The following is a 17,865-nucleotide window of genomic DNA, read 5'->3' on the forward strand; positions in this document are numbered from 1 at the left end:
CACCCGGTGCTTCCGGGTGCGCCCCGACGGCGTTGGTGTGGGCGGCCGTCACCAGGCCGTGCGCGCCGCCTTGTCCTCCGACGGGAGCAGGATCCACAGCGCTATGTAGAGCAGGAACTGCGGGCCGGGCAGCAGACAGGAGAGCACGAAGATCACGCGCATCGTGGTCGCGGAGGTGCCGAAGCGCCGGGCCAGCGCGGCGCACACTCCGCCGATCATGCGGCCGTGGGTGGGGCGAGCGAGGCTGGACATCTGCGGCTCCTTCGCGAGCGTCTGCCGGAGCGGCCCCTACGGCCGCTCCATCTGTCTTCCACGCTACGGTGACGAAGGGGACGAAGCGTCGCTCTACGGTGCGACCCCGACCCTGGTAATCCTCGGGGTCAGACCCTGAGCGACCTCCTCCTGACGGACCGCGGCGGGCTCTTGCGGCTCGTCCCTGCGGCGCAGCCAGGCGCGCACCGCCGGCGCCACCGCGACATGCGCGAGGCCCACGCCCACGGTGTTCAGCAGCAGCGAGTCGACGTCCACGACCTGACCCGGCACCCCGGTCTGGAGCAGCTCTATGCCCAGCGACAGCAGGGCGCCCGCGGTGACCGTACGGATCAGGGAGGCGAGCGGCGACACCCGGAGCCTGCCGTGCACCAGCGGCAGCAGGAAACCCAGCGGGGCGAGCAGCCCCAGCCCCTCGCCGATCCGCCGGGCCGCCTCGGGCCAGCCCAGTCTCAGGTCGGCCCGGATCCCGTCGAACGGGTGGAGATTGGGCGGCACCACCCAGGGGACGTTCAGCGGGCGCAGCGCGACCCAGGCGACGAACACGAGGTGGGCGGCCAGGAGGAGAATCCCGGTCGCGCGGATGCGGATCGCGGCGCTGCCGCCGATGGAGCCTTGACGCTGCACGCCCCCCAAGACGCGCCCCCCGGCACGATCGGTTCCGGCCCGTCCCGTGACACCGTCCCGAGTCGCGCGCCCCGCCCGCCCGCCACCGGCCCCCGGCAGACGGTGACCTGCGACGACCGGGACCGCCAGGCCCGTCATGAGGCGTCCGCCACACGGGCGGGACGGCGTCGGCGGCTCAGCCCTTCAGCCGTTGTCGGTGACCACCGATGACGGGGGCTCCGTGCTGCCGGGGCGGGAGCGGACCTCGTCGGTGCACGCGTAGCGGCGCACCGGCACGGAGTCGGGGCCGCCCAGGATCACCGAGCCGTCGCCCTCGGCCGCCGCCGAGTCGGAGAACGTGCAGACGAGCTGGGCGAGGGCGTACGAGGTCAGGTTTCCGGGCGGGGTGCTCAGCCGCAGCGCGTCGTCCGGGTCCTTCGCACGCGGTCCGCTCACCGTCATGCCACCGCGCACGTCCGTCGTGTACCCGGCCTCCTTCTCGGCCGCCGACGGCGACTCGGCGAGCTGGTCGAGCAGGGCCTGTGCCACCAGCACCCGCCGCTCGAAGTCCGCCGCGCCGTTCGGCACCCGCACCGACCGGTCGACGGCCACCAGCGAGGAACCGCACAGCAGGAACACCTGCACCGGCACGCCCGCCCGGGTGGCCTGCGTGGTCACGTCCGGGTCGGCGAGCGAGCAGCGCACCCGGGAGGGCGCGGGCCCGAAGTCGGTCGGCACCTCGGTCGCCCGGATCCCGCAGCCGACGAGCAGACCGGCCAGCACGGGAAGCGCGAGCAGCCGTCGTACGGTCGAACGGCCCATGGTCACGACACGTCCCCCTTGTCCTTCCCGGACTTCCCGGACTGCACGGCCTGAGCGGACTGCCCGGGCTGAGCGGACGGTACGGACCGCACCGCCTGCGCGCCCTCATCGCCGTCCTGCTCCGGCGCCTCCAGTACGCCCCGGGGCAGCCGCAGCGTGAACACCGCGCCGCCCTCGGGGGAGTTGGCGGCGGTGATCCCGCCACCGTGGATGTGGGCGTTCTCCAGGGCGATGGACAGGCCGAGCCCGCTGCCCTCGGAGCGCGGCCGGGAGGCGCTCGCCTTGTAGAACCGGTCGAAGACGTGCGGCAGCACCTCCTCGGGGATGCCGGGCCCGTGGTCGCGCACGGAGATGACGACCGCGTCGTCCGCCGCCGACACCGACACGCGCACCGGCGAACCGCCGTGCTTGAGCGCGTTGCCGATGAGGTTGGCGAGGATCACGTCCAGGCGGCGCGGGTCGAGCAGGGCGTGGATGCCGCGCTCGGCGTCCAGGTCGACCGCGTCCAGCCAGGCACGCGCGTCGATGCAGTGGGTGATCTGGTCGGCGACGTCCACGTCGTCGAGGACCAGCCGGGCCGTACCCGCGTCGAAGCGGGTGACCTCCATCAGGTTCTCGACCAGGTTGTTCAGCCGCCGCGTCTCGCTGACCACCAGCCGCACCGCGGGCTCGATCATCGGGTCGATGCTCCCCGACTCGGCGTCCAGCTCCTCCTCCAGCACCTCCGCGACGGTGGTGATGGCGGTCAGCGGCGTCCGCAGTTCGTGCGACATGTCGGCGACGAAACGGCGCGAGGCGTCGTCCCGCGCGGCCATGTCGGCGACCCGCTTCTCCAGGGACTCGGCCGCCCGGTTGAAGGTTCGTGACAGATCGGCGAGTTCGTCCGTCCCGGACACCCGCAACCGGGTGTCGAACCGGCCCTCGCCGAGTTCCCGCGCCGCGACGCCAAGCCGGTGCACCGGCTTCAGTACGGTCGTCCCGGCGGCCTGCGCGAGCAGCGCGGCCCCGATCAGCGCGAGGCCGGTGGCGATCCCCAGCGACCAGGCCAGCGAGTTCAGGTCCTTCGCCTCCGGCTCCAGCGACTTGCGCATGTACCCGGTCGGCCCGCCCCCGATCACCTTCGTCCCGGCCACCAGATACGGCGTCCCGTGGTCCACGACCCGCTGCCAGTACAGGTGGTAGGGCGACTTGTTGCCGCCCGTGACGTCCTGCTGCTTGTTCACCGCCGTACGCAGCGACTCGGGCACGTTCTCCAGCGCGAACCCGTTCAGACCGCCCGAGTTCCCGAACACGGTCTTGCCGTCCGAGTCCTCGCCCAGCAGCAGCACGCTGAAGCGCTGGCTGCTGTTGGCCATCTGTCCGGCGGTGTGCTGGAGCTCGTCCTGCGAGGGATGCTCGGGCAGCGAACCCGCCCGGTTCTGCATCTCCTGCTCGAAGTCCCGCAGCACCGCACCCTGGGTACGGGTCAGCACCGCCTCGCGGTTGAGCCAGTACGCGATGCCGGACGCGGATACGGCGGCGGTCAGCGCCACCGCCCCGAAGACGACGACGAGCCGCAGCCGCAGGCTGGTGAAACGCAGCCGCGACAGTCTTCCCTTACGCGCCGCGGACCAGCCGCGGAGCCCCCCCTGCGGCTGTGTCACTGAGGGGCGTCCAGGCGGTAGCCGACGCCACGCACGGTACGGATCAGGACCGGGGAGGACGGCACGTCCTCCACCTTGGCCCGCAGCCGCTGGACACAGGCGTCCACCAGCCGTGAGTCACCCAGGTAGTCGTGCTCCCACACCAGCCGCAGCAACTGCTGCCGGGACAGCGCCTGCCCCGGCCGCCGGCTCAGTTCGAGCAGCAGCCGCAGTTCGGTCGGGGTGAGCTGAAGATCCTCGCCGTTCTTCGTCACCGTCATCGCCGCGCGGTCGATGACGAGACTGCCGAACGTCGCCGAGTCGTTCGACTCACGCTCCCCCCGCCGCAGCACGGCCCGGATCCGGGCGTCCAGCACCCGGCCCTGCACGGGTTTGACCACGTAGTCGTCGGCGCCGGACTCCAGCCCGACGACCACGTCGATGTCGTCGCTGCGCGCGGTGAGCAGAATGATCGGCAGTTGGTCGGTGCGCCGGATGCGCCGGCACACCTCGAAACCGTCGATGCCGGGCAGCATCACGTCCAGCACGATGAGATCCGGCCGCTGCTCGCGCAGCAGCTTCAGACCGTCCTCACCGCTGGCAGCGGTGGCCACCCGGTGTCCCTGGCGCGTCAGTGAGAGCTCCAGGGCCGTACGGATGGCGTCGTCGTCCTCGATCAGCAACAGGGAAGGCACGGGCTCATTCTGGCCCATGAGGGGCCTGTCGTTCGACCCGTGGGTAGGTGATGAGGCGCCGGAGGGGGGTCTTCCCGGCGGCGCGGGCCACGTGCAGCGGGTCGGACAGGTCCTCGAACGCCCGTGCCGGGACCGTATGTCCGTCCGGTAGAGAACCCGCGGACCTGCGGTTTCGACGGGTCCCAGCACGCCGGTCGGGGCACCCGCCGGGACCGGGGACGGGACTGCCGCCGGGCGCCGGAGGAGTCTGCCGACCGACCGCGAGTGGCGTGGCGGCAGGACTCCCGGGCGCCGTGAGCCCGGCGCGGACCGCCGTGTGGCCGCCCCGGCGGGGTCCTGCGGTGACCTGCCCGGACCGGGTCAACTGCCGTACTGCGAAAAGCTGTCAACGGTCTGTGGAGTCGCCGTCACGGACCCCTGTGACAGGTCTGTGACAGTCGGCGGACACGGCGATGAAGTGGCACCGGCAGTCTTTTGGTCACCGGCAGGACAACGCGGAACGACAGCGAAGCCGAACCGGCGCAAGACCGAACACCGGAAGTCCACGACGGGGGGCGCGAGATGAACACGCTGCACGGTATGAGCACCAACGCAGTCGCAGTCGTCACGCGTCTGCACGACGTGAACCGGGGTTCCGAGAAGTCCGGTGCTGTGACCGCTCGGGGGTGCGGTCGTGGCACCGGGCGTCAGCACACCACGTTCATGACGGTGGTCGACGCGGGGGAACAGGCGGCTCACGGGGGAGCCGCGTACAGGGAGGACTCGGGGGAGCGTCGCTCGCTGACCGAGGCGGAGTTCACCGCCTACGTCCAGGAGCGCCGCGCCTCCCTGTACGCAACCGCCTACCACCTCACCGGCGACCGCTTCGAGGCCGAGGACCTGCTCCAGAGCGCGCTGTTCTCGACGTACCGGGCATGGGACCGGATCAGTGACAAGGCCGCGGTCGGCGGATACCTCCGCCGGACCATGACCAACCTGCACATCAGCGCGTGGCGCCGCCGCAAGCTGAACGAGTACCCGACCGAGGAACTGCCGGAGACGCCCGGCGACACGGACGCGATGCGCGGCACCGAACTGCGCGCCGTCCTGTGGCAGGCGCTGGCCCGGCTCCCCGAACTCCAGCGGACGATGCTGGTCCTGCGCTACTACGAGGGCCGCACCGACCCGGAAATCGCGGAGATCCTCGACATCAGTGTCGGCACGGTGAAGTCCAGCATCTGGCGGTCGCTCCGCCGGCTGCGCGAGGACGAGGTCCTCAGCTTCGGCCGTGACGAGGAGGACGCCTTCGGGGAGCTTGTCGCCTGAGGGTGAACGGGGGAAGGGCCCGGCTCCGCTCAGGGGAGCCGGTGAACGGGGGAAACACGGGGGAAGCGGTACCGGGGGGATCCGGCGGGGGACGTCAGGGGGAGCGGTACCGCACCAGCACGGGGGAAGCACCACCCCTGGGGGGACACGGGGGAGCACCGGGTGAGCGGGGCTGGAGGGCCGGGGGGTCCATCCAGTCCCGCTCGCTTTTTCGCGCCTCGGCTCACTTGACGGTTACGGTGCTCTCCGCGGTAGTGCGGCGACCGGCCGCCGCTGCCGCGAGGCGGCCCATGGCCTCGTCGCGGTCGCAGGCGTACGCGCCGAGCGCCGTCTGGCGGGCGACGATGGAGCGTTCGGCACGCATCAGGCGCCAGCCGCGGCGCAACAGGAAGGGCACCGACTTGCGGCCCTCCTTCAGATCGCGCAGGAAGCGGCGGCGGAAGGTCTTCACCGGGCCGCGGCTCAGGCACAGCGCGTCGGCCAGGACGCCCAGCTCCCTGCACCGGTTGACGATCTCGGCGGCGAAGATGCCCTCCGCGATGAACAGCGGGGTCCGCCCGATCTCGATCGAGTCCTCGCCGGTGCGGGCGCTGAGCGAGATGTCGTACACGGGAACGTTCGTACGGCCGGTGCCGCACAGTTCCACGAGCGAGGCGACGGCCGCGTCGGCGTCCCACGATCCGGGGTGGTCCCAGTCGATGTCGGAACTCCCGGCGACCAGCGGCAGCGACGGGTCGTCGCCCTCCTTGTAGAAGTCGTCGAGCCGCAGCACCGGAAGACCGGAGCGGGCGGCGAGCAGGGACTTGCCGGAGCCGGAAGGGCCGCAGAGCAGCACGACTCGCGTCGGTATGGGCGGAGGGGAGGTCACGGGACACCAGTGTGCGGCATGCCCCCGGCCGTCAACGACCCCGCGGGTCGGCTTTGATGCGCGCGTCACACCTAAACTACCCTTCGTGTCGACCCGATCACCTTGTGCAGCAGAAGGCGGCATCGCGATGGCCCGACACGCTTCCCCCCAGACCTCCACCGGCCGGCGCGCCCTCGCCGCCCTCGCGACCGCCGGAGTGGCGCTGGGCGCCGGTGCCGGGACCGCCGCCGCGGCCACCGGCGGACCGGCCGTCGACGTGGTGCGGACGAGGCCCACCTCGGTCGGCAATCTCGACCCGCAGGCGGGCGTGCAGGGGGTGCTCGGCTCCCTGTCGTACGTCACCGGCACCGTCGCCGGCCTCAAGCCCAACCCCCTGGCGGGTACGGGCGTCGACCCCCTGGACAACGGCGTCGGCACCCAGCTCGCCGACTTCAAGCCGCTCACCTCCCAGACGCTCACCGGGCCGGTGGCGCAGGCGCAGTCCATCGGCTCGATCCCGGTGCTGGGCGAGGTGACGAAGGTGCTGGGAGGCGTCACGAAGGCGCTCGGCAGCTGAGGCCGGCCCGCACGGACGGAAGCCGCGTCGCCCCCGGACGGAGGGGCGGCGCGGCTTCCGCGTCTCGCGGGGCCCGGGGCAGGCTCAGTGGAACGAGCCCCGGGCCCGGCTCAGTAGGACGAGCCCGAGGCGCCCAGGGAACCCGTGGGGTGCCAGACCGTCTTCGTCTCGAGGAAGGCCGTCATGCGGTCGGTGCCCGGCGTCGCCGACCAGTCGTCCACAGGCTGTGGACGAAGGACGCGCTTCAGATTGTCGGCCGCCGCGATCTCCAGCTCCTTCGCCAGTGCCTCGTCGGCGCCCGCGAGGTCGATCGCGTTGACGTCCTGGTGGGAGGCGAGGGGTGCCGCGATCTCCGCCGTGCGGCCGGAGAGGACGTTGACGACTCCGCCGGGGAGGTCGGAGGTGGCCAGCACCTCGCCGAGCGACAGCGCCGGGAGCGGGGAACGCTCGCTCGCGATCACGATGGCCGTGTTGCCGGTCGCGATCACCGGGGCGACGACCGAGACGAGGCCCAGGAAGGACGACTCCTGCGGGGCCAGAACCGTGACCACGCCCGTCGGTTCGGGCGACGAGAGGTTGAAGTACGGGCCCGCGACCGGGTTTCCGCCGCCCACGACCTGGGCGATCTTGTCGGTCCAGCCCGCGTACCAGACCCAGCGGTCGATCGTCGCCTCGACCTGCTCGGCGGCCCTGGACTTCGACAGGCCCTCGGCGTCGGCGACCTCGTGGACGAACTGGCCCTTGCGGCCCTCCAGCATCTCCGCGACGCGGTAGAGGATCTGGCCCCGGTTGTACGCCGTGGCCCCGGACCAGCCGCCGAACGCCTTGCGCGCGGCGACGACCGCGTCACGGGCGTCCTTGCGGGACGACTGCGGCGCGTTGGCCAGCCACCCGCCCTTTGCGTCGGTCACCTCGTACACCCGGCCGCTCTCCGAACGCGGGAACTTCCCGCCGACGTACAGCTTGTAGGTCTTGAAGACGCTGAGCCGCTGCTGCTGCTCGGCCTTGTCGATCTTGTCGGTCTTATCGGACATCGAGGTACGCCTCCAGGCCGTGGCGGCCGCCCTCGCGGCCGAAGCCCGACTCCTTGTAGCCGCCGAACGGCGACGTCGGGTCGAACTTGTTGAACGTGTTGGACCAGATCACGCCCGCGCGGAGCCTGCTCGCCACCGCGAGGATGCGGGAGCCCTTCTCGGTCCAGATGCCGGCCGACAGGCCGTACGGCGTGTTGTTGGCCTTGGCGACGGCCTCCTCCGGCGTGCGGAAGCTGAGGACCGACAGGACGGGGCCGAAGATCTCGTCGCGGGCGACGGTGTGCGCCTGGGTGACGTTGGTGAACAGCGTCGGGGCGAACCAGTAACCGGACGACGGGAGTTCGCAGGCCGGCGACCAGCGTTCGGCGCCCTCCGCCTCGCCCCGCTCGACGAGCGTGGTGATGCGCGAGAGCTGCTCGGCGGAGTTGATCGCGCCGATGTCGGTGTTCTTGTCCAGCGGGTCGCCGAGACGGAGCGTGGAGAGCCTGCGCTTGAGTGACTCCAGCACTTCGTCCTGGATCGACTCCTGGACGAGGAGCCGGCTGCCCGCGCAGCAGACCTGGCCCTGGTTGAAGAAGATGCCGCTGACGATGCCCTCGACGGCCTGGTCGATCGGCGCGTCGTCGAACACGATGTTGGCGCCCTTGCCGCCCAGTTCGAGCGTGAGCTTCTTGCCGCTGCCCGCGACCGTGCGCGCGATCTGCTTGCCGACGGCCGTGGAGCCGGTGAAGGCGACCTTGTTCACGTCCGGGTGCGCGACCAGCGCCGCGCCCGCGTCCCCGTAACCGGGCAGGATGTTGACGACACCCTTGGGCAGGCCCGCCTGACGGCAGATGTCCGCGAAGAAGAGTGCGGACAGCGGGGTCGTCTCGGCGGGCTTGAGGACCACCGTGTTGCCGGTCGCGAGGGCCGGGGCGATCTTCCACGCCAGCATCAGGAGCGGGAAGTTCCAGGGGATGACCTGACCGGCCACGCCCAGCGGCCTCGGCGAGGACCCGAAGCCCGCGTGGTCGAGCTTGTCGGCCCAGCCCGCGTAGTAGAAGAAGTGCGCGGCGACCAGGGGAAGGTCGGCGTCGCGCGTCTCCTTGATGGGCTTGCCGTTGTCCAGCGTCTCCAGGACGGCCAGTTCGCGGCTGCGCTCCTGGATGATCCGGGCGATACGGAACAGGTACTTGGCGCGCTCGGAGCCCGGCAGCGCGGACCACTTCCCGAAGGCCTTGCGGGCGGCCCGTACGGCACGGTCGACGTCCGCCTCGCCCGCCTGGGCGATCTCGGAGAGGGCCTCCTCGGTGGACGGCGAGACGGTCTTGAAGACCTTGCCGTCGGCGGCCTCGACGAACTCGCCGTCGATGAACAGGCCGTAGGAGGGGGCGATGTCGACGACCGAGCGGGACTCGGGAGCCGGTGCGTACTCGAATGCGGATGCAGTCGTGGATGCCATGGTGATCAGTCCACCGTCACGTAGTCGGGGCCGGAGTAGCGGCCGGTGGCCAGCTTCTGACGCTGCATCAGCAGGTCGTTCAGGAGCGAGGAGGCGCCGAAGCGGAACCAGTGGTTGTCCAGCCAGTCCTCGCCCGCGGTCTCGTTCACCAGGACGAGGAACTTGATCGCGTCCTTGGTGGTGCGGATACCGCCGGCGGGCTTCACGCCGATCTGGACACCGGTCAGGTCGCGGAAGTCGCGCACGGCCTCCAGCATCAGAAGGGTGTTCGCGGGGGTGGCGTTGACGGCGACCTTGCCGGTCGAGGTCTTGATGAAGTCGGCGCCCGCGAGCATGCCGAGCCAGCTCGCCCGGCGGATGTTGTCGTACGTCGACAGCTCGCCCGTCTCGAAGATGACCTTCAGCCGGGCGGACGTCCCACACGCCTCGCGCACGGCGGTGATCTCGTCGTACACCTTCAGATACCTGCCCGCGAGGAACGCCCCGCGGTCGATGACCATGTCGATCTCGTCCGCGCCGGCGGCGACGGCGTCGTGGACGTCCGCGAGCTTCACGTCGAGGGCGGCGCGGCCGGCCGGGAAGGCGGTGGCGACCGAGGCGACCTTGACGCCGGAGCCGGCGACGGCCGCCTTGGCGGTGGCGACCATGTCCGGATACACGCAGACCGCGGCGGTCGACGGGGTCGTACGGTCGGTCGGGTCGGGGTGCACCGCCTTCACGCCGAGCGCCCGGACCTTGCCCGGGGTGTCCGCGCCTTCCAGCGTCGTCAGGTCGACCATCGAGATGGCGAGGTCGATGGCGTACGCCTTCGCGGTCGTCTTGATGGAACGGGTGCCGAGCGCGGCGGCGCGCGCCTCCAGGCCGACCGTGTCGACGCCGGGCAGCCCGTGCAGGAAGCGGCGCAGCGAGCCGTCGGACGCGGTCACGTCCATGAGTGCGTGAGCGTCGGGAGTACCTCCCGAGCGTTCTGCGGTGGGGGCAGGTGCATTGGTGGGCATGGTCACCAGACGAGCATATCTACGCGCGTAGCGGGTGTACACCCCGGCGGATGTATCCGTGCTCTTCGTGAACGGCGGGGCTGCGGATGGGCGGGCTGTGGGGTGTCGGGCAGAATCGGGGCCATGACGACCCCGGAAGACCAGTCACCCGCGCCGCAGCCCTCGGCACCCGAGACCAAGGACCGTATCTACCGGTCGCCCGCGGGCATGGCCGGTGGGGTGCTGCTGCTGGGCCTGGTGGGCTGGCTCGGCCTCGACGCGATCATCGCGGGCGACGGACGCACACCGTGGCTGGCGCTCGCGGCGCTGATCCTGCTGGTGCCGCTGATCGTCGCCTTCACGCTGCGGCCCGCCGTGTTCTCGGGCCAGGACCGGCTGCGGGTGCGCAACCCGTTCCGGGTGATCGTGCTGCCCTGGGGGCAGGTGGCCTCGCTGCGGTCCGGCTACTCCAACGAGGTCGTCGCCGCGTCGGGCACGAAGTTCCAGCTGTGGTCCGTTCCCGTCTCGCTGCGGGCGCGCAAGCGCGCCAACCAGCGGGAGTCCCGGGCGGCGGCGGGCCGGCGGGCCGGCGGGACCGGCGGCCAGGACGGGGGGCTCGGCGGGTTCGGCGGACTCACCGGCCGCCGCGGCGGGCTGTCGCGTGGCGCCGGCGCCGGCCCTGTGCCGGACGGTCCCGTGCGCGCCGAGACCGACCGGGTCATGGACGAGCTGCGGGAGCGGTGGGAGGCACGCGAGAAGGAGGAGAGCGCGCAGGGCGAGGTGACCGTGCGGTGGGCATGGGAGATCGTGGGCCCGGCGGCGGCGGGGGCCGTGGTGCTGGGGATTCTGCTGGCTGTGGGGTGAGGAGTCCTGGGCGCTGGGCGTGAGGGGCGCTGGGCGCCGCCACAGCTCGACGCCCTCGGCGTCGGCGTACCGGTCCTCCAGCGTGCGCGGCCGCACTCCGGGACGGTTGGGGACGGCGAAGCCGCGGGTGGCCAGCAGTCTGACCTCGCGGATCCCCCCGGGAGAGGGTGGAGCGGTCCACCCCGTCGTCCAGCTGGGCCAGCGCCGCGTGCGGCAGCCCAGGACGAAGGTGCACCCGTGGGGCCGGGAGCCGGCCGGTCGGTGTGAGCACCGGGCGCTGTCCGGGTCCGGCTCCGACCGCCCGGCGCGGACAGGCAATCCGTCCGGTCATGTGCTCATGAGGCGAAGGATCCCAGACGCACCCGCTGGGGCCGGCGGGCCGACATGTCCCGAAGCCAATCGCTCCCACGGTCGTGAGCCCGCGGGTCCCGCCGGCCCGCATCGTGCGGGACCCGCGTCCCGCACGCGCCCCTGCCGGCCCCGCAGAGCGCGTGCGCGGCCGGGTGGGTCAGATGCCCGCCGCCGCCGACAGGTCGCGCTTGATCGCGGCGAGCAGGGCGTCGGCCCGGGTGCGGGCGGTGTCGAGGTCGGTGCGGGTGGCGACCGGGATGACGACCTCCAGGTAGCACTTCAGCTTCGGCTCGGTGCCGCTGGGGCGGACGATGACCCGGGCGCCGTCCAGCGTGTAACGCAGGCCGTCGGTGGGGGGCAGTCTGTCCGTGCCGCGGGTGAGGTCCTCGGCCCTGGTGACGGCCAGGCCCGCGAGGGAGGCCGGGGGACGCTCACGGAGCCGCTCCATCGCGCGGGCGATGACCGAGAGGTCCTGCACGCGGACCGAGAGCTGGTCGGTGGCGTGCAGCCCGTGCTCCACGGCGAGGTCGTCCAGCAGGTCGAGGAGGGTGCGACCCTCGGACTTGAGGGCGGAGGCGAGTTCCGTGATCAGCAGGGCGGCGGTGATGCCGTCCTTGTCGCGTACGCCCTCGGGGTCCACGCAGTAGCCGAGGGCCTCCTCGTAGCCGTAGCGCAGGCCGTCGACGCGGGCGATCCACTTGAAGCCGGTGAGGGTCTCCTCGTAGGGCAGGCCCGCCTTCTCGGCGATGCGGCCGAGCAGGGAGGAGGAGACGATCGACTCGGCGAAGACGCCCCGCGCGCCGCGCCGGACGAGGTGGGCGGCGAGCAGGGAGCCGACCTCGTCGCCCCGCAGCATGCGCCAGTCGCCCTCGTGGGGCACCGCCACGGCGCAGCGGTCGGCGTCCGGGTCGTTGGCGATGATCAGATCGGGGGCGGTCTCGCGTGCCCTCGCGAAGGCGAGGTCCATCGCGCCGGGCTCCTCCGGGTTGGGGAAGGCGACGGTCGGGAAGTCCGGGTCGGGCTCGGCCTGTTCGGCGACGAGGACGGGCTCGGGGAAGCCCGCGCGGGCGAAGGCGGCCAGCAGTACGTCCTTGCCCACGCCGTGCATCGCCGTGTACACGGTACGGGCCGTGCGGGGGGAGTCCGGGGCGAGGACGGCGTCCGTGCGGGCCAGATAGGCGTCGAGGACGGCGTCGTCGAGGGTCTGCCAGCCGGCCTGCGGACGTGGAACGTCCCCCAGGGCGGCGATCGCGTCGATCTCCGCCGCGATCCCGGCGTCGGCGGGCGGCACGATCTGCGAGCCGTCCCCCAGGTACACCTTGTAGCCGTTGTCACGCGGCGGGTTGTGGCTGGCGGTGACCTCCACCCCGGCGACCGCGCCCAGGTGCCTTATGGCGAAGGCGAGGACGGGGGTGGGGAGGGGGCGGGGGAGCACGGCCGCCCGGAATCCCGCGCCCGTCATCACGGCCGCCGTGTCCCGGGCGAAGTCCTCCGACTTGTGGCGGGCGTCGTAGCCGATGACGACGACTCCGCCGGTCCTGCCGTTCTTCGTGAGGTACGCGGCGAGGCCGGCGGCGGCCCGGATCACGACGGAGCGGTTCATCCGCATGGGCCCGGCGCCGAGCTCGCCCCTGAGGCCCGCGGTGCCGAACTGGAGGGTGCCGCCGAAGCGTTCGGCGAGCTCGGTCTCGTCGCCGGCCTCGATGAGCTTGGCGAGCTCGTCGCGGGTCTCCGGGTCGGGGTCCTCGGCGAGCCACGCGTGGGCGCGGGCGATGACGTCGTGCACGTTGGGATCAGCCTCTCGTCGTCTCGTGATCCGGGTACCCGGGGGCCGCGCCCCCGGACGCCCATCGGCCCTGAACGGGCCCGGTCCTCAAGCTCCCCCGCAGGGACCCCGGACGGGCCGGGTGGCCCGGACCGGCGCCGCGGTGACCGCTTTCTACAGCCGGCCCAGCACCTGCGCCAGCAGGGAGCCCATGCGCGTCGCCGAGTCACGCCCCGCCTGCAGGACCTCCTCGTGGTTCAGCGGCTCCCCGGTCATACCGGCGGCGAGGTTGGTCACCAGGGAGATGCCGAGCACCTCGGCGCCCGCCTCACGGGCCGCGATGGCCTCCAGCACCGTCGACATGCCCACCAGGTCCGCTCCGATGGTGCGGGCCATGCGGATCTCGGCCGGCGTCTCGTAGTGCGGGCCGGGGAACTGGGCGTAGACGCCCTCCTCCAGCGTGGTGTCGATCTCCTTGCACAGGGTGCGCAGCCGCGGGGAGTACAGGTCCGTCAGGTCGACGAAGTTCGCGCCGATGATGGGGGACGTCGCCGTCAGGTTGATGTGGTCGCTGATCAGCACGGGCTGCCCGGGGCGCATGCCCTCGCGCAGGCCGCCGCATCCGTTGGTCAGCACGATCGTCTTGCAGCCGGCCGCCACCGCCGTACGGACGCCGTGGGCGACGGCGGCGACGCCGCGGCCCTCGTAGTAGTGGGTGCGGCCCAGGAAGACCAGCGCCCGCTTCTCACCGATCTGGTACGAGCGGATCTTGCCGCCGTGACCCTCGACCGCGGGCGGCGGGAAGCCGGGCAGCTCGGTGACCTGGAACTCGGCGTCGGGAGCGCCCAGGGCGTCGACGGCCGGTGCCCAGCCGGAGCCCATCACGAGGGCGACGTCGTGGGTCTCGGCGCCGGTCAGTTCGCGCAGTCGCGCGGCGGCGGCGTCGGCGGCGGCGTGCGGGTCGCCCTGGATGTCGTCCGGGAGAAGAGATGCGTTCACGCGACTGAGGGTAGCCGCTTCCGGCCTACGCGCGTAGATGACTGGGCCAACGGGATGGCGATCGTTGTCTTGTCGTTTCCAACGAGGCGTGGACCGCCGGGCGGCGATCAGTCGTCGGTGATCAGGACGTCCTTGTCGTCGAAGACCTCGACGATGAAGATCAGCAGGCGTCCGCGGCTGACCGTGTACTCGACGAGGATATTTTGGGTCAGGCGGATGGTGCGGTCGTCGCCGGTGGACCCTATGGGCCTCGACACCGAAAGGAAGGGGTCGCGAGCCAGCAGGGCGATGCCCTTGTCGAACGAGGCGCGCTGTTGGTCGTCGAGCCGGTCGCGGGCCTCGGCGGCCTGCACCGTGTAGTAGACGTCATACGTGCTGGGGCCCATGCGATCTCCCGTTGGTGCGCGGACGCTCCGAGTCTAGAAGGGGACCGCCCTCAGCAGGGCCTCTTGCGCAGCTCCATCACGTAATCGTGTGGCGCACCCGCCGATTCCGCCGCGTCGGCGATCTCGCCCAGGTAGCGGGCCGCGGGCAGTCCGCCCTCGTAGCCGTTCAGCACGAACATCCAGGCGGACTCCTCCCGCTCCAGCGTCTGCACCCGCACCCGGGCCCGCCGGTAGATGCCGAGGCCCACGCCCTCCCAGCGGTCCAGGGAGTCCTCGTCCATGGGGGCGATGTCGTACAGCGCGACGAAGACCTGCGCGCCGGCGTCCACGGTGTCCTCGACGACCGTGGCCAGCGCGCCCTCCCAGCCCAGCTGCTCGCCGCCGAACGTCAGCCGCCACCCGTTCAGCCAGCCGGTGGCGCGCAGAGGCGAGTGGGGAGCGCGGCGGGTCATCAGCCGCGCGTCGAGGTTGCCGGCGTAGGCGGCGTAGAGCGACATGCAAGGAGAGTACGGCAGCCCGCGCACGCGTCACTCTCGTAACAGTGGCGGCCCTCGCGGCCCCCGGGGCGGTACCACCCACGCCCGTGCGGGACAATGGAGTACGTGACTCGGATCGTGATCATCGGTGGCGGACCCGGCGGCTATGAGGCGGCGCTGGTGGCCGCGCAGCTCGGCGCGGAGGTGACCGTCGTCGACTGCGACGGTCTGGGCGGGGCGTCGGTGCTGACCGACTGCGTGCCGTCGAAGACCCTGATCGCCACGGCCGAGGTGATGACCACCTTCGACTCCTCGTACGAGGAGCTGGGGATCATCGTCGCCGACGACACCCCACCGCTGGAGCAGGCGGCCCGGGTCGTCGGGGTGGACCTCGGCAAGGTCAACCGCCGGGTGAAGCGGCTCGCGCTCGCCCAGTCGCACGACATCACCGCCGCCGTCACCCGGGCCGGCGCCCGCGTGCTGCGCGGCCGCGGCCGGCTGGAGGGCATGCAGGCCCTCGACGGCTCGCGCAAGGTCGTGGTCAGCGCCGCCGACGGCACCGAGGAGACCCTCACCGCCGACGCCGTCCTGCTCGCCACCGGCGCCCACCCGCGTGAGCTGCCGGACGCCCAGCCCGACGGCGAGCGCATCCTGAACTGGACCCAGGTCTACGACCTCGGCGAGCTCCCCGAGGAGCTCATCGTGGTCGGCTCGGGTGTGACGGGCGCGGAGTTCGCGGGCGCCTATCAGGCCCTCGGTTCCAAGGTCACCCTCGTCTCCTCCCGCGACCGCGTGCTGCCGGGCGAGGACCCGGACGCCGCCGCCGTGCTGGAGGACGTCTTCCGGCGCCGCGGCATGAACGTCATGGCCCGCTCGCGCGCCGAGTCCGCCAAACGGGTCGGCGACCGGGTCGAGGTGACCCTGTCCGACGGCCGGGTCATCACCGGCTCGCACTGCCTGATGGCGGTCGGCGCCATTCCCAACAGCGAGGGGATGGGGCTGGAGGAGGCGGGCGTCAAGGTCCGCGACTCGGGCCACATCTGGACCGACAAGGTGTCCCGGACCACCGCCCCCGGTGTGTACGCGGCCGGTGACGTGACCGGCGTCTTCGCGCTGGCCTCCGTCGCCGCCATGCAGGGCCGGATCGCCATGTACCACTTCCTCGGCGACGCGGTGGCCCCGCTCAACCTGAAGACCGTCTCCTCGAACGTCTTCACCGACCCCGAGATCGCCACCGTCGGCTACAGCCAGTCCGACGTGGACGGCGGCAAGATCGACGCCAGGGTCGTCAAGCTGCCGCTGCTGCGCAACCCGCGCGCCAAGATGCAGGGCATCCGCGACGGCTTCGTCAAGATCTTCTGCCGGCCCGGCACCGGGATCGTCGTCGGCGGTGTGGTCGTGTCGCCGCACGCCTCGGAACTCATCCACCCGATCTCGATCGCCGTCGACAACAATCTGACGGTCGAACAGATCGCGAACGCGTTCACCGTGTACCCGTCCCTTTCCGGGTCGATCGCGGAGGTGGCGCGACAGCTGCACACCCGGAAGACGGCGGACGAGGACTGACGGCCGGTTTCGACTCCCCGCTGGTCACGGGGAGTTGACGGCGCGTCGTCGCCGGGTTGCCGGACCTGCGGGAGGCATAGGTGCCGGAACTGGGCCCTATACCACTTCCAGTCCCCCTGTGCGAACAACTTCTACTATTCGGCGCAAAGAGCTGAAAGCAGACGGTCGTCCGCGTTACTGTCAGTTTCGTGTTCGCTGCAGAACGTCGTCAATTGATCCTCGAAATGGTGCGAGCGAACGGGGCCGTGTCGCTCCGTGAACTCGCCCGCGTCGTCCAGACCTCCGAAGTGACCGTACGGCGGGACGTGCGCGCACTGGAGGCAGAAGGACTCCTCGACCGCCGGCACGGCGGTGCGGTATTGCCGGGCGGGTTCACGCGAGAGTCCGGCTTCCCGCAGAAATCCCATCTCGCGACCGCCGAGAAGACCGCCATCGCGGACCTCGCCGCCAACTTCGTCGAAGAGGGCGAGGCCATCGTGGTCGGGGCGGGCACCACGACACAGGAGCTGGCCCGTCGGCTCGCCCGGGTGCCCGGACTGACCGTCGTCACCAACTCCCTGCTGGTCGCTCAGGCGTTGGCCCATGCCAACCGGGTCGAGGTCGTGATGACCGGCGGCACCCTGCGCGGTTCCAACTACGCCCTCGTGGGGAGCGGCGCCGAGCAGTCCCTCCAGGGACTCAGGGTGTCGCGGGCCTTCATCTCCGGGAGCGGACTGACCGCGGAGCGCGGGCTGTCCACGTCCAACATGCTGTCGGCGTCCGTGGACCGGGCGCTGGTGCAGGCGGCCGCGGAGGTCGTCGTCCTCGCCGACCACACCAAGCTCGGCACGGACACGATGTTCCAGACCGTGCCGACGGACGTCATCACCCGGTTGGTGACCGACGAGCCGCCCGCGCACGACGACCGTGCGGCCACCGAGCTCCAGGCTCTGGCGGACCAGGGGGTGCAGATCGCCGTGGCCGGGGCGTCGGGAAGCCCGGGGGGTGACACGGTCCCGGCGCGCCATCAGCAGCAGCGTCGGGACGTGCCGTTGCCTGCGCCTCGACGGGGGCAGGTGCCGGGCGCTGCCGCGGGGCTGCGGGCGGCCTCGATGCATGGTGAGCAGGGCCCTGGCGGGGAGCGGGCGCGGGTCGCGGACCTGCGCCGTCGGTGACCTCGGGCGGCCGTCGGCGCGGGTGACCTGGGGGCTCCGCCCCGGGGTGACCTGGGGGCTCCGCCCCGGGGTGACCTGGGGGCTCCGCCCCGGGGTGACCTGGGGGCC

The 17,865-nt window shown here is 71.9% G+C and carries 18 protein-coding genes; 5 read left to right on the forward strand and 13 right to left on the reverse strand.

Annotated features, from left to right (window positions below):
- Positions 1–48: 48 nt before the first annotated feature.
- The 5 genes from ACFWBB_RS40345 to afsQ1 form a co-directional block, all read right to left on the reverse strand.
- Positions 49–252, reverse strand: coding sequence for a PspC domain-containing protein (locus ACFWBB_RS40345; RefSeq protein ID WP_306949626.1), 204 nt, complete (start codon positions 250–252; stop codon positions 49–51).
- A gap of 93 nt (positions 253–345) precedes the next feature.
- Positions 346–897: a VanZ family protein gene (locus ACFWBB_RS40350; RefSeq protein ID WP_385283574.1), complete on the reverse strand. Its 552-nt coding sequence runs from the start codon at positions 895–897 to the stop codon at positions 346–348.
- 183 nt (positions 898–1,080) lie between these two features.
- Positions 1,081–1,698 (reverse strand): hypothetical protein, encoded by a 618-nt coding sequence (locus ACFWBB_RS40355; RefSeq protein ID WP_385283612.1) that lies wholly within the window; start codon positions 1,696–1,698, stop codon positions 1,081–1,083.
- 2 nt (positions 1,699–1,700) lie between these two features.
- Positions 1,701–3,341 (reverse strand): ATP-binding protein, encoded by a 1,641-nt coding sequence (locus tag ACFWBB_RS40360; protein ID WP_385283576.1) that lies wholly within the window; start codon positions 3,339–3,341, stop codon positions 1,701–1,703.
- Positions 3,338–4,015: a two-component system response regulator AfsQ1 gene (gene afsQ1 / locus ACFWBB_RS40365; RefSeq protein WP_173985586.1), complete on the reverse strand. Its 678-nt coding sequence runs from the start codon at positions 4,013–4,015 to the stop codon at positions 3,338–3,340. The genes ACFWBB_RS40360 and afsQ1 overlap by 4 nt, the downstream gene beginning before the upstream one ends.
- Before the next feature lie 561 nt (positions 4,016–4,576).
- On the opposite strand from afsQ1, the gene ACFWBB_RS40370 reads away from it, so the two are divergent.
- A complete protein-coding gene (locus ACFWBB_RS40370) occupies positions 4,577–5,320 on the forward strand; it encodes a SigE family RNA polymerase sigma factor (protein ID WP_385283580.1) in 744 nt (247 codons plus the stop codon).
- Between the two features lie 223 nt (positions 5,321–5,543).
- Here the strand turns inward: ACFWBB_RS40370 and ACFWBB_RS40375 are convergent, their stop codons facing one another.
- A complete protein-coding gene (locus tag ACFWBB_RS40375) occupies positions 5,544–6,257 on the reverse strand; it encodes a uridine kinase (RefSeq protein ID WP_385283583.1) in 714 nt (237 codons plus the stop codon).
- A 58-nt stretch (positions 6,258–6,315) separates the two neighbouring features.
- Between ACFWBB_RS40375 and ACFWBB_RS40380 the strand changes: the two genes are divergently transcribed.
- Entirely contained in the window at positions 6,316–6,744 is a 429-nt protein-coding gene (locus ACFWBB_RS40380) for a hypothetical protein (protein WP_385283586.1), read from the forward strand.
- Positions 6,745–6,854: 110 nt separating this feature from the next.
- Here the strand turns inward: ACFWBB_RS40380 and ACFWBB_RS40385 are convergent, their stop codons facing one another.
- From ACFWBB_RS40385 to deoC, 3 genes are read right to left on the reverse strand one after another with little or no spacing between them, the layout of a single operon-like run.
- Positions 6,855–7,778 (reverse strand): aldehyde dehydrogenase family protein, encoded by a 924-nt coding sequence (locus ACFWBB_RS40385; protein WP_385283588.1) that lies wholly within the window; start codon positions 7,776–7,778, stop codon positions 6,855–6,857.
- Positions 7,768–9,219, reverse strand: a complete 1,452-nt coding sequence (locus ACFWBB_RS40390) for an aldehyde dehydrogenase family protein (RefSeq protein WP_385283591.1) — start codon at positions 9,217–9,219, stop codon at positions 7,768–7,770. Before ACFWBB_RS40390 ends, ACFWBB_RS40385 begins: the two co-directional genes overlap by 11 nt.
- A gap of 5 nt (positions 9,220–9,224) precedes the next feature.
- Positions 9,225–10,217, reverse strand: coding sequence for a deoxyribose-phosphate aldolase (gene deoC / locus ACFWBB_RS40395; protein WP_385283615.1), 993 nt, complete (start codon positions 10,215–10,217; stop codon positions 9,225–9,227).
- Between the two features lie 123 nt (positions 10,218–10,340).
- On the opposite strand from deoC, the gene ACFWBB_RS40400 reads away from it, so the two are divergent.
- Positions 10,341–11,060, forward strand: a complete 720-nt coding sequence (locus ACFWBB_RS40400) for a PH domain-containing protein (RefSeq protein ID WP_385283593.1) — start codon at positions 10,341–10,343, stop codon at positions 11,058–11,060.
- A gap of 508 nt (positions 11,061–11,568) precedes the next feature.
- Here the strand turns inward: ACFWBB_RS40400 and ACFWBB_RS40405 are convergent.
- The 4 genes from ACFWBB_RS40405 to ACFWBB_RS40420 all read right to left on the reverse strand — a co-directional run bounded on the left by ACFWBB_RS40405 (position 11,569) and on the right by ACFWBB_RS40420 (position 15,058).
- Positions 11,569–13,197, reverse strand: coding sequence for a phospho-sugar mutase (locus ACFWBB_RS40405; RefSeq protein ID WP_385283596.1), 1,629 nt, complete (start codon positions 13,195–13,197; stop codon positions 11,569–11,571).
- 153 nt (positions 13,198–13,350) lie between these two features.
- Complete coding sequence (locus ACFWBB_RS40410; protein WP_385283598.1) at positions 13,351–14,175, reverse strand: purine-nucleoside phosphorylase; 825 nt, start codon at positions 14,173–14,175, stop codon at positions 13,351–13,353.
- 107 nt (positions 14,176–14,282) lie between these two features.
- Positions 14,283–14,561, reverse strand: coding sequence for a type II toxin-antitoxin system RelE/ParE family toxin (locus tag ACFWBB_RS40415; RefSeq protein ID WP_385283601.1), 279 nt, complete (start codon positions 14,559–14,561; stop codon positions 14,283–14,285).
- Positions 14,562–14,611: 50 nt separating this feature from the next.
- Positions 14,612–15,058: a gamma-glutamylcyclotransferase gene (locus ACFWBB_RS40420; RefSeq protein ID WP_385283604.1), complete on the reverse strand. Its 447-nt coding sequence runs from the start codon at positions 15,056–15,058 to the stop codon at positions 14,612–14,614.
- A gap of 96 nt (positions 15,059–15,154) precedes the next feature.
- Between ACFWBB_RS40420 and ACFWBB_RS40425 the strand changes: the two genes are divergently transcribed.
- A complete protein-coding gene (locus ACFWBB_RS40425) occupies positions 15,155–16,603 on the forward strand; it encodes an NAD(P)H-quinone dehydrogenase (RefSeq protein ID WP_385283606.1) in 1,449 nt (482 codons plus the stop codon).
- 188 nt (positions 16,604–16,791) lie between these two features.
- The gene (locus ACFWBB_RS40430) at positions 16,792–17,757 is read left to right on the forward strand and encodes a DeoR/GlpR family DNA-binding transcription regulator (RefSeq protein WP_385283609.1); all 966 of its coding nucleotides are present in this window, start codon (positions 16,792–16,794) and stop codon (positions 17,755–17,757) included.
- The last annotated feature ends 108 nt before the right edge of the window (positions 17,758–17,865 follow it).

This window comes from Streptomyces sp. NPDC060000 (assembly GCF_042737375.1).
GTDB lineage: Bacteria > Actinomycetota > Actinomycetes > Streptomycetales > Streptomycetaceae > Streptomyces.